Here is a 14176-nt window from a genome sequence, read left to right as displayed (position 1 = left end):
GCGGCCCGGTGAATACACTTGGTCGGTTCCCGACCTTGCCGACAAGGGCATGAAGGGTAAGATAACCATCAAATAACCGTTGGGCCGGTCTGGGTCATACCGTGACCGGCTCATACGACACCAAGGGTGGAGCGCGATGGGTACAAATGCCGGACTGAAGGACATCCAGGGCAAGGCCATGCCGGACGCCGACAACCCCGCGCTTGAGCTTGCTTCGGTAAGCTACGCCTATGGCAAGCGTCAGGCGCTGGACAATGTGTCCTTCTCAATTCCTCCCGGCCGGTTTGCCGTGCTCCTTGGATTGAACGGCGCCGGTAAGACGACGCTCTTCTCTCTGGTCAGTCATCTGTTCGCAACGCGCGAGGGCCATATTCACGTCTTTGGCCACGACATAAACCGCAGGCCTGGTGACGCCCTGCGGCGCCTCGGCATTGTGTTCCAGGCGCGGACGCTCGATCTCGATCTGTCGGTGCACCAGAACCTTTCCTACCATGCGTCGCTGCATGGTATCCGATCGCGGGCCGCCAACGAGCGCATCCGCGACCTCATGCATTCGATCGACATGACGGACCGGTTGCATGAGAAGGCCAGGAGCCTATCGGGCGGACAGATCAGGCGCGTTGAGATCGTCAGGGCCCTGTTGCATGAACCGTCCCTGTTGTTGCTCGATGAAGCAACGGTCGGTCTCGATATCAAGTCGCGGGCAGCAATCGTCGCCGACATCCGCAAGCTCGTTCAGGAAAACGGTATCAGCGTGCTCTGGGCGACACATCTGATCGACGAGGTCGGCCATGCCGACCAGGTTATCGTGCTGGACCGGGGGCGGCTTGTTGCCAATGGCGCGGTCAACGAGGTGGTCAAGGCAGCCGGTGCGACGACGATCAACGAAGCATTTTCGCGGCTCACCGGCATCGTCGCATTGAATCCGGGGCAACGGCAATGACACTCCTCACCGATACCGTCTCAGTTTCAAGGCCGCTGGCGCTCAAGCGCTTCGGGCTGATGCAATATCTCGTGTGCCTGAAGGGCATACTTATCCGCGAAGGCCTGCGTTACCTCAACCAGCGCGAGCGCTTCATCTCATCGCTTGTCAGACCGCTCCTGTGGCTCTTCATCTTTGCAGCCGGATTCCGCCAGGTACTGGGCGTTTCGATCATTCCGCCCTACCAGACCTATGTGCTCTATGAGGTCTATATCACGCCCGGTCTGTGCGGGATGATCCTGCTGTTCAGCGGCATGCAGTCGTCGCTATCCATGGTCTATGACCGGGAGATGGGGAACATGCGGACGTTGCTCGTCAGTCCCTTTCCGCGCTGGTTCCTATTGGTCTCCAAGCTGCTCGCCGGTGTCGCGGTCTCGATCATCCAGGTCTATGCGTTCCTGTTCATCGCCTGGTTCTGGGGGGTGAAGGCGCCGGTGTCGGGCTACTTCCTCATACTGCCGGCGCTCTTCCTGTCGGGCATGATGCTCGGAGCCCTCGGCATGCTGCTGTCTTCGATGATCAAGCAGCTGGAAAATTTCGCTGGGATCATGAACTTCGTGATCTTCCCGATGTATTTCGCATCCTCGGCGCTCTACCCTCTCTGGCGCGTGCAGGAGGCAAGCCCCCTTCTCTACAAGATCTGCCTGCTCAACCCGTTCACCTATGCGGTAGAGCTTGTCCGGTTCGCCTTCTATGGCCAGATCGAATGGATCTCGCTCGGCGTGGTCTGCGCCTTCACATTCGTCTTCGTGGCCAGTGCCATCATCGCCTATGACCCGTCGCGGGGTCTCGTCATCAAGAAGCAGGAAATGGGAAACAATTGAAACGATCGAGCAATATCACGTCGGTAGCCACGGCCTGCCTGTTCCTAGGTATCACCGCACCCAACATGGCACTTGCCGCAGCAAGCAACGATCCCGACTGGCCCTGTATCCAGCGCAAGGTGCCAGAGCTCTCGGTCGGCCAGGTCTGGAACGGTCCGGAAATCCCGGAGGCGGCAGGGAACTGGAATGCGGATTCAAGGATCCAGGAGCTGGTCGGCGAACTGGCGGCCCGGCGCAACCCGCTTGATGCCGCTCAAAAGCAGATCGTGGAGTTTGCGACGGGCCTGCCGAAGAACGAGGTAAACGACAAGCTGTTTCAACTGTTTCAGGGGCTGTTCGAGACCCTCAATCGTGAGCGCGAACAGGTCATCTCCGGTATTTCGCGCTACGCGTCCAAGCAGCGTGAGCTTGCATCGGACCTGCGCAAGGAAGCCTCGGCGGTCGATGCCATGCGCACCAAGGCAGATGCCGATCCGGATGAACTGGAGCGGCTCGACGAGCGTTTGAAATGGGAAACCCGGGTGTTTGAGGAACGCGTGCAATCCCTGACATATGTTTGCGAAGTTCCAACGATCATCGAGCAGCGGCTCTATGGCCTGTCCAAGACGATCGGCCAATCGATTGTAAAGCCTTGATGTGAAATCTGCTGCGGGAGCGCTATGCGTGGTTCGAAAAGATCACCATGAGGAGAGTGGTGGATTGCAAGACAATCACCACCGGTAGATGCTCGCTCCTGCAATCACTGCCTGGCCTCTTGGTGAGCTTCATCATAGTGAGCTTGTCGAGCTACGAACCACGTACAGCACCTATGCCGAAGTCGGGTCGAGTTCGACCGACCGGCCGATACGCCGGTAGGTAAAGGCGTTGGATGATTCATCCGCCATTTTGGTGTTGACTGCTTCCTTGATCAAAGCCCCCATCCGCGCATGCAGCGGAGACTTGATGCAGGCGGGATCGGTTGCCGCGGCATCGCCCGCGATCGCCATGGCCTGGCAGCGGCAGCCGCCCCAGTCGATCTCCTGCCGCTCGCAGCTCCGGCATGGCTCCAGCATCCAGTCGGTTCCACGAAACGCATTGAATGCCGACGATTCGTGCCAGATGCGCGCGAGGCTCCAGTCGCCAAAGCGCTCGAAATGCAACGATTTGATCGTACCGGCAGCGTGACAGGGAAGCACGGTCCCGTCGGGTGCAACCATGAACGCATCGCGCGCCCAACCGCCCATGCAGGGCTTGGGGTAGATGGCGAAATAATCCGGAGTCACGAAATCGATCGTCATCACGCCGCGCAAGCGCTCCTGCGCCGCTTCAACAATTTCGACCTGGCGCTCCACGGCTTCCCGTTCCGGCATCAGGGCATTGCGGTTGAGCAGTGCCCAGCCTGCATATTGCACATTGGCAATTTCCAGCCGCTCGGCGCCGAGCGAGAGGGCAAGTTCGATGAATTCCGGCACTTCTTCCATATTGTGCCGATGGATGGGAGCGTTGATCGTCAGTGGCAGGCCGACGTTCCGGACGCGTCTTGCTGTCTCGAGTTTTTTCTCGTGGGCACCGCGCGAATTGCCGATCTTCTCCGTCGTTGCCGGACGTGCTCCCTGAAAACTCAGCTGAATGTGATCCAGGCCAGCATCGGCGAAGGCCTCGATCCGGCCATCGGCAATTCCAACCCCCGCCGTGATCAGGTTGGTGTAGACACCGCGGCGCGCGAGACTGGCGATCAGTTCCGGCAGATCGCTGCGAAGCGTCGGTTCACCGCCGGAAAGATGTACCTGCAGGACGCCGAGATCGGCTGCCTGTTCGAACAGCGAGACCCAGCCAGACGTCTCCATTTCCCGGTTGGCCTTCAGGAGTTCGACAGGATTGGAGCAATAGGCACACTGCAGCGGACACCGATGCGTCAGTTCGGCCAGCATGCCGATCGGGGGAAGGACAGGTTCCGTCATAGCGTCACCAGAAATTTGTCAGACCATTCCTGCAGGAAGCTGGTCACATCCTCTCCAATCTCCGCTTCGTCAGCTCCATAAAGATCACCAAGCAGGGCGATTATCTGCGCGACGCTGTGCCGCCCGTCACACAGGCGCAAAATGTCCAGGCTGACTTCGTTCGGCCAGAACACCCGCTCCGGCGACAACAGCGCCCAAGCTTCGCGCACCTTATCATATTGCAGCCGCACATGCCGCTTCAGAACCGGCTGGGATTGCATCGACACGATGGCACGGACACGGGTTTCTTGCGTCATGACGCCTCCGGATCAAAGGCGCCAGGAGGGACATTGCCCTTCTCGCCATAGGCATGGGCGAGCGCATCGAGCATCGCCCACAGCACATCGCACTTGAAGACCAGTGCATCGATGACAGCCTGCTGCTTTTCCGGATTGTCGGCATGCTTCATCACATAGCCGAGCGCGAAGTCCGAATCGCGCGAGGCCTGTGTCGGCCGCTTGTCGAAATAGGCCAGGATGTCTTTCGTCACATATTCATACTTCGCCAGCATGGCGGGTACCCGTTCGCCGATGATGACTGGAGAGAAAAGCTCGGTCAGCGAGGAAGCGACCGCTTCAAGGAGACTGCGATTGGTGCAGAAGGACAGATATGCGCCGACGGCAAAGCGCGTAGCAGGCAGCGCAAACCGCTCACTCTTGACCATGGCAGCATCGAGGCCAAGACCTGTCGCAAGCTTGAGCCATCGTGCAATGCCGCCATTCCAGCCGTCGCTGCCATCATGGTCTTCAATCCGCCGGCGCCACTCGGCGCGAAATTCCGGATCATCGGACCGTGCGATGATCATAGCATCCTTGCGCGGAATAACCGATTGGTAGCAATAGCGGTTGAGCGCCCAGGCCTGCATCTGTGCCTTGGTCAGCGCACCACTTGTCATCTGGTGATGGAACGGGTGCCGGTTATGATAGCGGACCGCGCCTACCTCACGCAGGACTGCTTCGAGTCCTGTTGGTGACAATCCGTTGCGTGCCGCATCCGTAAATTCGCTCAAAGCCGAACCTCCATGCCATCAAAGGCTACTTCCCATCCAGCCTCCTCCACAGCCGCGCGTTCGCGCGATGTTTCATCAAGGATGGGATTGGTATTGTTGATGTGAACGTAAATTTTGCGTTTGATCCCGATATCCGCAAGGGCGGCCATCGAGCCACCATCGCCAGCAATGTGCAGGTGCCCCATCCGCGTGCCGGTTTTCGTGCCAACGCCGGCTGTGATCATCTCGTCATCGGTAAAGACCGTTCCGTCGAACAAGAGATACGACGCGTCCCCCAATCGTTGCTTCAGCGCATCGTCGATGCCGGCACAACCGGGAATGTAATAGGCTGCCCGGTCATCCTCCGCCGAAGAAATGCGCAGCCCGATCGTATCGCCTTCCTGCGTACCGAAACCATCAGCGGCCTTGGTCTGGTCTTCCAAAAAGAGCGCCACCTTGCCGGATACAGGAAAGGTTTCAATTGTGATGCCGACAGGGTGGTTTTCCACGTCGAGAATGTCGGTGCGCTGGCCCAATGCAAGTTCACGTCGCTGCACGATGGAAGGGTCAAGGACGTTGAAGATGGAATTGGCTTCAAGGACCTTCAACACGCGCCGTGTCGCATAGACGACAAACGGCTCACGCTCGCGCAGGCTGAGCAGCCCGGCAATGTGATCGACATCCGCATTGGTCAGGATAACGGCCCTGATCGGGGTCGAACGCAACCGACCCTCGGCCCGTGGTTGAAGCTCCGGCGTTGCCGCGATCTGTTGACGAATATCAGGAGAAGCATTGAACAAGACCCAATCACTCCCGTTTGCACTGACGCCGAGGCTGGATTGGGTGCGGGGACGAACATTGGTGGCGCCTTCCCAGGCTCCACGGCTCAATCGGTAGTTGCAATTCCATTGCGGAAAACCACCCCCTGCCGCTGAGCCAATGATTTTCAGTCGCATTATGGGCAAATATCCTCATAGCCGGAAATCTGTTTCCCAGCTTCATCACCCCAATTCGCCCCACGCAAATCAAATCACGCAGGGCGAGGGTTGGAGTTTACTTCTTTGCTTTCAGCTCGGCTGGCAGATAACGGGAAAGTTCCATCCCTGCAGCAACCTGGCACATGGTAGGCTTTGTCCATGTTTTCTTCATGCTTTCCTCCTTCTCACTCAAAGATCAGCTTCTGATCTTTCTCCGGCATCATACGCCACCCTGGCGCAGGATTAAAATTAATGGGGTTCATTTCTTTGTGTGGGTTGCTTGGCCGCGACCCAGCCATCCGTACCCTGGGGGTACCAAAGCACCGAGCGGTATCCCCATTCGACAGCCCTCTTGGCCGCATTCCACGACATCCAGCAATTGTCCATACAATAGAAAAGCACCTTTCGATTCGTGTCGTCTCCCAGTCGCGATGCCAATCCCTTGCGGAAATAGGCCTCGGTCTCCTTGTTGATGACGCCATAACCCACATTGGGAAGCCAGATACTGCCTGGAATGTCCTCCCGTACCTTCTCCTTCCAGATCGTTCCGGCCGGAAGATTTGCCGGCTTCGGATCGTGGGGAAGAACATCGACGAACACCGCCGATTTGTCCTTCCAAAGCGCAATGGCTTCCTCGGTTGAGACGACCTTTGCTCCTTTCAGCGAGGCAGGAACGGCGGCGCGGTATTCCTCCATCCTGTATCCCGCAGGTTCTGCAACAGTCTCCCCTGCAACCGCCGCCGTCGCCATCATTGCGAACAGACCGGCCACCGCTCCAAAACCGTGCCGCACCCATTTCCTCACGTAACAACCCCTCCAGCTATTGGGTGATGGGCTTGTTGTTCTCGTCGATCAGCGGAACCTGATAATCGAGAAGTATCTTGTTTATCTCCGCCTGGTTTTCCCGGATCACCTTGTTGAGTGTTCGTTTCCATTCCTGATCGGAGGGGCGAACACCCATGGTGATGCGGTAGGCCATATGCCCGGACTTTTCCTTGACCAGCGGTATGACCACAAGATTGGGGTCGATCTCCTTGGCGTAGTACCCGGCCATCGGCCCCCATAGGATGGCGACGTCGATGACGCCGCTCTTGAGTTCCTTGATCATGACTTCGGCCATGGAAGGCGCAAGCCGCGTATCGACCATCAGCGGATAGGGACGCACGTTGCGCATGTACCCTGCCGCTGCAAGATTGGCGGCAGGCGGTGTGCCGGCTACGACGCCGATCTTCTTGCCTGCAAGCTTGGTATTCTCGATCGTCTCGACACCATCGAGCCCGCCGCCCGGCTTGTAGATCATGACATAGGTCGAACGGTAGTAGGCATTGGTGTTCTGAACCAGTTCGTCGCCCTGGGCATAGCCCATGATGATGTCGCAGCGATTGGACCTGAGCGTATTGCGGACGAAGCCGGTCGCCATGGGATACCAGGTGTAAGCGACCGATTTCCTCCCAGTCTTTGCGGCAACGAGGTCGGCAAGCTTGTTTTCGTATCCCTTGCCGCTCTCATCTGAGAACGGCATGTTCGATGGATCCGCGCAAACCCGCAGCACATCCGGATCGACCAATTCGCCCGCGGCGCCGAGGCCGGCGCCCTGCGCCAGGACGCTGGACGGTATCGCCACAATGGCCACCGCCACGAGACATCGCCCGATCCAGTTCAACAGAGATCGTCCGTATGCAGTCATCTCATCCACCCATGCATGATGCTTCCGCATCCTTGGCAGCCTGTGGCTTGTCCTCGTGTTTGGCCGGCCGGCCACGGGGCAGATCGCCAACCGCCCGGGCACGCAGGTAGACATAAAGATCGTCCATGTAGCAGTAGACGTTCTTGTTGTTACCGAATGACGGCATGACATTTTCCTTGCCGGCACTGAGGTTCTTGCGTCCTTCGGCCACAATGGAAAGGAAGTCGGCATAGGGCATCGTCTTCAGGGATTCGGCCAGAGCCGGAGCAAAGGACGAACCCGCGCCGTCTGCGCCATGGCAAACGAAACAGTCTGAATTGAACCGGCGAAATCCGCTGTAGGTATACCAGTCCACCGTACCATCTTCCTGGATCTTGAATGTAGGATTTCCCTCCTTATCGGCATATTTGCCGTTGTCGTCGGAGGCAACCGCGGCGGCCGCCTTGTCGTCGGCATAGGTGCTGCCCTGGCTTGCCAACAGGGCAAGGCCGGCAGTAACGGCAATAAATGTCATTCGAATGGGCATTCGTTAACCTCGCATTCCAATCCGTTGGATCGGCGCCTTCCGGCACCGGATGAACGGTCGTGATTGATCGTCATTGGTTGATGACACGAGGGGCCCGGCCTGGTCTGAGCCGGGCGCCCTGTTTTGCGAGCCTGCAATTTGCAGGCCAACGTGTCCGCTTCGTCCCGATCAGTCCGGAACGGTGAATACGGTCAGCTGACCGCCGAGAGCCGTATAGTCTGACAGCGCGGCATAGCCGCCCACGGCACCCAGACCCTCATTTGGCTTCGTCAAGCCGGCAGCAAGACCGATGCCAGCCCAGCCACCAACACCGGACAGAACGGCAACATACTGTTTGCCCTTGTGTTCGTATGTGGTGACATTGCCGATAATGCCGGAAGGAGTCTTGAACTTGTAAAGTTCCTTGCCGTCCTTATCGACTGCTTTCAGATAGCCTTCGAGCGTCCCGTAGAAGACGACATCGCCGTCAGTTGCGAGCGCGCCCGACCAGACTGAAAACTGTTCTGGCTTGGACCAGACAATTTCACCCTTTGCAGCGTCCCAGGCAATGAAATTGCCCATGCCGCCATGGCTGTTTGGAGCTGGGTACATGGACAGAGTGGCGCCGACATAAGGCTGACCGGCGGTGTAGCTGACCTTGTAAGGTTCATAGTCCATGCAGACATGGTTTGTCGGAACGTAGAAAAGCTTGGTCTTTGGCGAATAGCTCGCCGGCTGCTGGTCCTTGGTGCCAAGAGCTGCCGGGCAGACTCCTGTCGTATTCACGTCCTCGCCCTGATGCTGGGTCGAGTATTTGTCCACGACCTTCGGGCGGCCGTAGGTCTTGCTATCCTTGTCCATATCGACTTCCGTCGCCCAGTTCACGGCCGGATCGTATTTCTTTGCGACCAGAAGTTCACCGGTTGCACGATCCATCGTATAGGCGAAACCATTGCGGTCGAAGTGCACGAGAACGTCGCGGGCCTGGCCACCGACCTCGATGCCATCGGCAAGGATCATCTCGTTGATGCCGTCATAGTCCCACTCGTCATGCGGGGTCATCTGGTAAAGCCATTTGGCCATGCCAGTATCCGCATCGCGTGCCATGATTGTCATCGACCAACGATTGTCACCAGGACGCTGGCTGGGGTTCCACGTCGATGGATTACCCGTGCCGTAATAGATCAGGTTCAACTTGGGATCATATGAATACCAACCCCATGTTGTGCCGCCACCGATTTTCCACTGATCACCTTCCCAGGTATTGGTACCTGAATCAGCACCGACCGGCTTGCCGAGATGGGTGGTTTTTTCCGGATCGATCAATGTGTCCTTGTCGGAACCCATCGAATAAGCCCGCCATGCCTGCTTGCCATCGCTGATGTTGTAGGCGGTCAACGAGCCGCGAACACCAAACTCACCACCGGAAATACCGACAATGACTTTGTCCTTCACGACGATTGGAGCTGATGTGCCGGATTCGCCCTTGCTGCCATCCGCTACATCGCCGTTCTTGGCAGACCAGACCGGCTTGCCGGTCTTGGCGTCGAGAGCAACAAGTGTCGTATCAGCCTGATAGAGGAATATCTTGCCATCGCCATAGGCGACGCCGCGATTGACCGTGTCACAGCACATAATAGGAATAACGTTCGCATCCTGCTTGGGCTCGTATTTCCAGAGGATCTTGCCGTCATTGTTAAGATCAAGCGCATAAACCGTATTGGGATATGGCGCATGGACATACATAACGTCGCCGACTATGAGCGGGCCCCCTTCATGGCCGCGCAGCACGCCAGTTGAAAACGTCCAGGCAACCTGAAGGTTCTTGACGTTGTCCGCATTGATCTTGTTAAGTTTTGAATACCGGGTGTTGGCATAATCGCCGGTCTGAATCGCCCAGTTCTTGGAATCAGTAATCAAGCCCTGCAAGTCGTCATTGGCAAAGGCTCCTCCCGCCAATGAGAACGACATGGCCGTTGTAGCCAATGCAATTCCAATTAATTTCTTGTGTACACGCATTATGAGTCCTCCCTAAGTTCACTTTAATGAACCATCGGACGGCGCCGCTTCAAAAGACAGTTCCGCTCCATCAGCTCACGCAAATGGGAAGTATTTCCGGCAGCGTGTCACGACCTAAGCCAGGCGCGCAGAGGGCACCGTTACTGCCCACCCCGCTTGGCCTACGAAGACTGTCACCACTCCCTTGACGGTAACGTCCTTGAAGCCGGAAACAAGTGGACGATAGGAGAAACATTTGCATTACGCAAGCATGTTTCTCAATTTATATTTGCTGCATTGCAATACATATCTTTCGCAATGCAGTAAGCAATCGATTTGATTACCAAATTCTGTCAAATGGCGCTGTCACGGAAATTGATACTTAAATTCACATTTATGTTTGCAGTCCAATATCAACTTTTGCTATCTACTTGAAAAATGTATATTTCAACAGGATGAAAGCGAAAAATTCGATGAGTGCTTCCAGAATCGCCAGGATCGCCCTGTTAGCAGGTGCAGCATTATGCCTGACTTTGCCGGCAAACGCAGCGTCAGATTACCCTACTTCGACCCTTGCGGAGTACGTGTATGGCTGCATGAAAGCCAATGGCGAGAACCGCGACACACTGCAGCGATGCTCCTGTTCCATTGATGTGATTTCCTCCGTCGTGACCTACGAACATTACGTTGCGGCGGAGACCTTCAAGCAGATGGGGCAGGTGCCGGGAGAGAATGGCGTGCTCTTCCGTGAGAGCGCGCCGGCCAAGGCTGCGACAACCGAACTCAAACGGGCTCAGGCGGAAGCAGATATCCGCTGCTTCTAGCACTGTTCATGCCTGGAGGGCTCTGATACGCATCAGAGACTGGACGGTTGCAGCGGCCACTCGTCCTGGAATTTCTTACCCTCCGTATCCGCTGCCTCAACTCTCACGTCTTCGCCCGGCCGGGCATCGAACTCAAAACGGAAGTTCGGGTCCTCCGAAATCGAAATGCCGCCCTCCATCGACATGATAAGCCGGTCGCCCTGCGATACCGTCAAGCCCTGGATGAAATGCGCAGGGATATAGTAGCGCGTGAGCTGGTCCATCTGCAGCCCGGAATTGTTGGGATGGCGTATCATCAGCTGCATTTCGGTTGCGCGTGTCTTTGGTTCAATGCCGGGCGCGTTGGATGGGAACACCCGCAGCTTCATTTTGCCGAGCGAAGCCATCGCCTCGTCCTGGTTCTTGAGCGCCGGTGCCGAGCATCCTCCGGAGGCCTTCACAAAGGTCTGCGTCATGAGCAGCTTTCCGTCTTCGGTTTCCGCGATCGCCCTGACGTAGGAATAGGCGTTGACGCGCAACCGTGTGGCAAGGTGGGTTACACCCGCATCCTTGCCGAACTTGAACACGGCCGCGACGGGCGCCGGATTTTCATCGACGATAAGTGTCACCGCCTTGATCTGGCCCGACGTTGCATCCGTCTTGAAACGCAGGTCGATGGGCACGAGCGCCGCATCTTCGGCGCGTTTGGGAGCTTCGATCGAAACAACGCCATCAGCCGGCGCAATCGCCTGCTGTCCGAAGACGTCGCCTTTCAGGCTATTCCAGGTAGTGCTCTCGGGGACGCTCGTTCCCTGCGCATTTGCAGACAAGGGAACTGCAATTGCCATCAGTGCCAAAAGAACAAACGGCATCATCCGATTGTGTCGGTCTGTCGGAATGATCGTCATCTACTGCCTCCACCAAGACGTTGGCGGTGCCCGGCCAGACATTACTATACCACCTTGCAGGCTGGTCTGGCAAACTTGAGGACCGCTCACTCCCATTCCAGCTCGGCAAAGGCCGCTGTTGCGTTACGTTCGTTGTATTCCTCGAAGAGTTGCCAGTTCAATCGTTCGCTTTCAGCCGCCGTCTTGACCGCCTCTGCCATTGGCACGCCATCGGCAATCGATTTGCGGATGTCGCGGGCAAGGGCTTCAAAGTAACGGCGCTCATCGTCGAGTGCTTCCGGCCATTTCGACGGGACGGGACCGTGGCCGGGAACAGCAAGCCGGGCGTTGACCGCCTTCAGTGGTTCGAGTTGATCCATCCAGCCGGGAATTGAGCCGTCCATAGTTGGAAGGTGGCCGATGAAGCAGAGGTCGCCAGTGAAAAGAACGTTGGACTTTTGATCGAACACGGTCAGGTCGTTGTCCGTATGCGCGGGCTTCCATGCCCGGAGCGTCAGCGGCCGGCCGCCGAGATCGAGCGTCTCCTCGCCGGCAATCAGTTGCGTTGGAGGTATGATCCTTATATCCGCCATGAGGTCCGCGCCCATGCTCGCGCGGAAGCTCTGCAGATAATAATCGCCGCGGCTGGCGAGCGCACGCGGCAGGTTATGATGGCCGACAATGGTTGTCCCGGCATCGTCGAAGGCAGCATTGCCGAAGATATGATCGGGATGCATGTGGGTATTGATCAGATAGCGAATGGGTTTGTCTGAAACGGCGCGGATCGCCGCGATCAGCGCCCTGCCCTCGGCGACACTCCCGCCGCTGTCAATTGCCGCCACCGCTTCCTTGCCGATGATGAAGCCGACATTGCAAATTTCACCCCTGTTCTGCGCACGCATGAGTTCGTCCGCACCGGAGAATGCAAAGACACCGTCATCGATTTCGGTGACGGGCAAGGGTCCGCTCTCGGACTGTAGCACCCGCGCAGCGCTGAACTGACCCATGCAGCAATACGCAAGGAAAGCACTGGTCTTGAGAACGCTCCGCCGTGTTGGATGGATCATGGCGCGTTCCTCGTACCGGCGAACTTCTCATTGAAAGAGCGCAGCAGATCGGCCTTGACCTGCTCGCTGCGGTATTGCCGCGGCAACCGGATATCGAACGTGCCGATCACATGGGCGGGACGCTCCGAGAGGACGATGATCCGGTCGGACAGCATGATGGCCTCCTGCAGGTTGTGCGTCACCATCAGCGCGGTCGTCGGGCGCTCGGACCAAACCGTCATGAGCAAATACCGCAATTGCTGTGCCGTCGCTTCGTCCAGCGAAACGAAGGGTTCATCGAGAAGCAGAATGTCCGGCTCTATCGCCAATGCCCGTGCGATCGCGGCGCGGCGCGCAAGGCCGAGCGAAAGTTCTCCCGGATAGAAGTTGCGCATGCTCGAAAGGCCGAGCTGACCAAACAGCGTATCAAGGCTTGCCTGCCGCTGCTGCCTGGGCATGGCGAGCCGCACATTTTCCTCGACCGTCCGCCACGGCAGAAGCGTCGGCTCCTGAAACACTGCCCCCATGCGCGCCTGAGCCACCCCCGGCAGCTGGATGGTGCCCCTGTAATCGTGCTCGAGTCCGAGCAGGATACGCAGCGTCGTGGTCTTGCCGCAGCCGGATGGGCCGAGAATGCAGGCGAACTCGTTCTGCGCCACTTCAAACTGCAGATCCTGCAATACGTCGATCGCTCCGCCGTTCGAAGACCGGAACGATTTATGCTCGATATTGACCTTAAGCCGCGCGGCGGCGCCAGCGAGTGGATGTTTGTTCAAGAGGCTGCACCACGACAAGTTCTATGAAAAGCATCACCGCGACAAAAGCCAGGGTATAGGCCAGGATCGCAGCGACATCGAAGAGCTGGAAGAACAGATTGATCTGGAAACCCACACCGTTCGACCGGCCAAGCAGTTCGACGACCAGTACGATCTTCCAGATGAGGGCAACGCCGGAGCGCGAAGACGCGGCAATGTAGGGTTGCAGCTGTGGCAACAGCACATGGCGCAGGCGATCGAACGCACCGAGGCGGTAGACCTTGGCCATCTCCGCATAGCGGGGGTCAAGCGCGCGTGTGCCTTCCCGCATGGTAACAACCACATTCGGAATCTTGTTGACCGCCACCGCCCCGATCGCGGCGGCTTCATTCAGGCCGAACCAGATATAGGCGAGCACAATGATGACGAGCGCCGGTATGTTGAGGAAAAGTATAAGCCAGGGATTGAAGAACTGATCGGCGCGAGCGTGGTTTCCGAGCAGGACGCCGATCACGGATCCAATGGTCATGGCAAGAAAAAAGGCGGCTGCAACGCGCCAGAGTGTAATAGCCAGATTGTAGGGCAGGTCGCCACTGGCGGTTTCGCTGATGAAGGTTTGAAGGACGCTCAATGGAGCTGGGAACGACCGGCTCGGCCAGAGGGTCGCTCCGACATGCCATGCGACAAGCAATACAGCGAACGACAGCACGACCATGACGGGTGAACTCCATCGGGACGGCGCCGC

The 14176-nt window shown here is 57.6% G+C and carries 17 protein-coding genes; 4 read left to right on the top strand and 13 right to left on the bottom strand.

Annotation, left to right across the window (positions count from 1 at the left end; genetic code table 11):
* Positions 1-136: 136 nt before the first annotated feature.
* The 3 genes from pedB to K9U38_RS12605 are packed head-to-tail and all read left to right on the top strand — an operon-like array spanning position 137 to position 2441.
* Positions 137-943 carry a lanthanide ABC transporter ATP-binding protein PedB/LutE gene (pedB, locus tag K9U38_RS12615; RefSeq protein WP_224494682.1) on the top strand — a complete coding sequence of 269 codons (807 nt, stop codon included), beginning with the start codon at positions 137-139 and terminating at the stop codon, positions 941-943.
* On the top strand, positions 940-1806 hold the full coding sequence (gene pedC, locus K9U38_RS12610) for a lanthanide ABC transporter permease protein PedC (protein ID WP_370631914.1): 867 nt from the start codon (positions 940-942) through the stop codon (positions 1804-1806). The genes pedB and pedC overlap by 4 nt, the downstream gene beginning before the upstream one ends.
* Positions 1803-2441: a hypothetical protein gene (locus K9U38_RS12605; RefSeq protein WP_224494681.1), complete on the top strand. Its 639-nt coding sequence runs from the start codon at positions 1803-1805 to the stop codon at positions 2439-2441. The genes pedC and K9U38_RS12605 overlap by 4 nt, the downstream gene beginning before the upstream one ends.
* 171 nt (positions 2442-2612) lie before the next feature.
* Here the strand turns inward: K9U38_RS12605 and pqqE are convergent, their stop codons facing one another.
* The 9 genes from pqqE to xoxF5 all read right to left on the bottom strand — a co-directional run bounded on the left by pqqE (position 2613) and on the right by xoxF5 (position 9913).
* The gene (gene pqqE / locus K9U38_RS12600; RefSeq protein ID WP_224494680.1) at positions 2613-3746 is read right to left on the bottom strand and encodes a pyrroloquinoline quinone biosynthesis protein PqqE; all 1134 of its coding nucleotides are present in this window, start codon (positions 3744-3746) and stop codon (positions 2613-2615) included.
* Positions 3743-4042, bottom strand: coding sequence for a pyrroloquinoline quinone biosynthesis peptide chaperone PqqD (gene pqqD, locus K9U38_RS12595; protein WP_224494679.1), 300 nt, complete (start codon positions 4040-4042; stop codon positions 3743-3745). Before pqqD ends, pqqE begins: the two co-directional genes overlap by 4 nt.
* Positions 4039-4794, bottom strand: coding sequence for a pyrroloquinoline-quinone synthase PqqC (gene pqqC / locus K9U38_RS12590; protein ID WP_224494678.1), 756 nt, complete (start codon positions 4792-4794; stop codon positions 4039-4041). Before pqqC ends, pqqD begins: the two co-directional genes overlap by 4 nt.
* The gene (gene pqqB, locus K9U38_RS12585) at positions 4791-5729 is read right to left on the bottom strand and encodes a pyrroloquinoline quinone biosynthesis protein PqqB (protein WP_224494677.1); all 939 of its coding nucleotides are present in this window, start codon (positions 5727-5729) and stop codon (positions 4791-4793) included. Before pqqB ends, pqqC begins: the two co-directional genes overlap by 4 nt.
* Before the next feature lie 97 nt (positions 5730-5826).
* On the bottom strand, positions 5827-5922 hold the full coding sequence (locus K9U38_RS12580) for a pyrroloquinoline quinone precursor peptide PqqA (protein WP_100002498.1): 96 nt from the start codon (positions 5920-5922) through the stop codon (positions 5827-5829).
* Between the two features lie 77 nt (positions 5923-5999).
* Positions 6000-6503 carry a PQQ-dependent catabolism-associated CXXCW motif protein gene (locus K9U38_RS12575; protein WP_224494693.1) on the bottom strand — a complete coding sequence of 168 codons (504 nt, stop codon included), beginning with the start codon at positions 6501-6503 and terminating at the stop codon, positions 6000-6002.
* Positions 6504-6570: 67 nt separating this feature from the next.
* A complete protein-coding gene (locus tag K9U38_RS12570) occupies positions 6571-7437 on the bottom strand; it encodes a substrate-binding domain-containing protein (protein ID WP_224494676.1) in 867 nt (288 codons plus the stop codon).
* A gap of 1 nt (position 7438) precedes the next feature.
* A complete protein-coding gene (locus tag K9U38_RS12565; RefSeq protein ID WP_224494675.1) occupies positions 7439-7963 on the bottom strand; it encodes a c-type cytochrome, methanol metabolism-related in 525 nt (174 codons plus the stop codon).
* A gap of 168 nt (positions 7964-8131) precedes the next feature.
* Entirely contained in the window at positions 8132-9913 is a 1782-nt protein-coding gene (gene xoxF5 / locus K9U38_RS12560) for a lanthanide-dependent methanol dehydrogenase XoxF5 (RefSeq protein WP_370631918.1), read from the bottom strand.
* Between the two features lie 500 nt (positions 9914-10413).
* Here xoxF5 and K9U38_RS12555 point away from each other — a divergent pair, with 500 nt between their 5' ends.
* Complete coding sequence (locus K9U38_RS12555; protein ID WP_224494673.1) at positions 10414-10764, top strand: hypothetical protein; 351 nt, start codon at positions 10414-10416, stop codon at positions 10762-10764.
* A 32-nt stretch (positions 10765-10796) separates the two neighbouring features.
* On the opposite strand, the gene K9U38_RS12550 is transcribed toward K9U38_RS12555, so the two are convergent.
* The 4 genes from K9U38_RS12550 to K9U38_RS12535 all read right to left on the bottom strand — a co-directional run bounded on the left by K9U38_RS12550 (position 10797) and on the right by K9U38_RS12535 (position 14146).
* Entirely contained in the window at positions 10797-11651 is an 855-nt protein-coding gene (locus K9U38_RS12550) for a quinoprotein dehydrogenase-associated SoxYZ-like carrier (RefSeq protein ID WP_224494672.1), read from the bottom strand.
* Positions 11652-11737: 86 nt separating this feature from the next.
* Positions 11738-12697 (bottom strand): quinoprotein relay system zinc metallohydrolase 2, encoded by a 960-nt coding sequence (locus K9U38_RS12545; RefSeq protein WP_224494671.1) that lies wholly within the window; start codon positions 12695-12697, stop codon positions 11738-11740.
* Entirely contained in the window at positions 12694-13452 is a 759-nt protein-coding gene (locus K9U38_RS12540; RefSeq protein ID WP_224494670.1) for an ABC transporter ATP-binding protein, read from the bottom strand. The genes K9U38_RS12545 and K9U38_RS12540 overlap by 4 nt, the downstream gene beginning before the upstream one ends.
* A complete protein-coding gene (locus K9U38_RS12535) occupies positions 13412-14146 on the bottom strand; it encodes an ABC transporter permease (protein ID WP_370631917.1) in 735 nt (244 codons plus the stop codon). The genes K9U38_RS12540 and K9U38_RS12535 overlap by 41 nt, the downstream gene beginning before the upstream one ends.
* Between the last annotated feature and the right edge of the window lie 30 nt (positions 14147-14176).

Origin of the sequence: Phyllobacterium lublinensis, from assembly GCF_020164435.1 — a bacterium.
In the GTDB taxonomy this organism is placed as follows: domain Bacteria; phylum Pseudomonadota; class Alphaproteobacteria; order Rhizobiales; family Rhizobiaceae; genus Phyllobacterium; species Phyllobacterium lublinensis.
The sequence above is the reverse complement of the archived record's forward strand: the minus strand, read 5'-3'. Positions and strand labels throughout refer to the sequence as shown.

Excerpts from the sequence above, each read along its gene's own strand:
- K9U38_RS12550 (WP_224494672.1), bottom strand. The coding sequence starts at position 11,651 with ATGACGATCATTCCGACAGACCGACACAATCGGATGATGCCGTTTGTT.
- pqqE (WP_224494680.1), bottom strand. The coding sequence starts at position 3,746 with ATGACGGAACCTGTCCTTCCCCCGATCGGCATGCTGGCCGAACTGACG.
- K9U38_RS12545 (WP_224494671.1), bottom strand. The coding sequence starts at position 12,697 with ATGATCCATCCAACACGGCGGAGCGTTCTCAAGACCAGTGCTTTCCTT.
- pqqD (WP_224494679.1), bottom strand. The coding sequence starts at position 4,042 with ATGACGCAAGAAACCCGTGTCCGTGCCATCGTGTCGATGCAATCCCAG.
- K9U38_RS12565 (WP_224494675.1), bottom strand. The coding sequence starts at position 7,963 with ATGCCCATTCGAATGACATTTATTGCCGTTACTGCCGGCCTTGCCCTG.
- pqqB (WP_224494677.1), bottom strand. The coding sequence starts at position 5,729 with ATGCGACTGAAAATCATTGGCTCAGCGGCAGGGGGTGGTTTTCCGCAA.
- xoxF5 (WP_370631918.1), bottom strand. The coding sequence starts at position 9,913 with ATGTCGTTCTCATTGGCGGGAGGAGCCTTTGCCAATGACGACTTGCAG.
- K9U38_RS12580 (WP_100002498.1), bottom strand. The coding sequence starts at position 5,922 with ATGAAGAAAACATGGACAAAGCCTACCATGTGCCAGGTTGCTGCAGGG.
- K9U38_RS12575 (WP_224494693.1), bottom strand. The coding sequence starts at position 6,503 with ATGATGGCGACGGCGGCGGTTGCAGGGGAGACTGTTGCAGAACCTGCG.
- K9U38_RS12570 (WP_224494676.1), bottom strand. The coding sequence starts at position 7,437 with ATGACTGCATACGGACGATCTCTGTTGAACTGGATCGGGCGATGTCTC.
- pedB (WP_224494682.1), top strand. The coding sequence starts at position 137 with ATGGGTACAAATGCCGGACTGAAGGACATCCAGGGCAAGGCCATGCCG.
- K9U38_RS12555 (WP_224494673.1), top strand. The coding sequence starts at position 10,414 with ATGAGTGCTTCCAGAATCGCCAGGATCGCCCTGTTAGCAGGTGCAGCA.
- K9U38_RS12535 (WP_370631917.1), bottom strand. The coding sequence starts at position 14,146 with ATGGTCGTGCTGTCGTTCGCTGTATTGCTTGTCGCATGGCATGTCGGA.
- pedC (WP_370631914.1), top strand. The coding sequence starts at position 940 with ATGACACTCCTCACCGATACCGTCTCAGTTTCAAGGCCGCTGGCGCTC.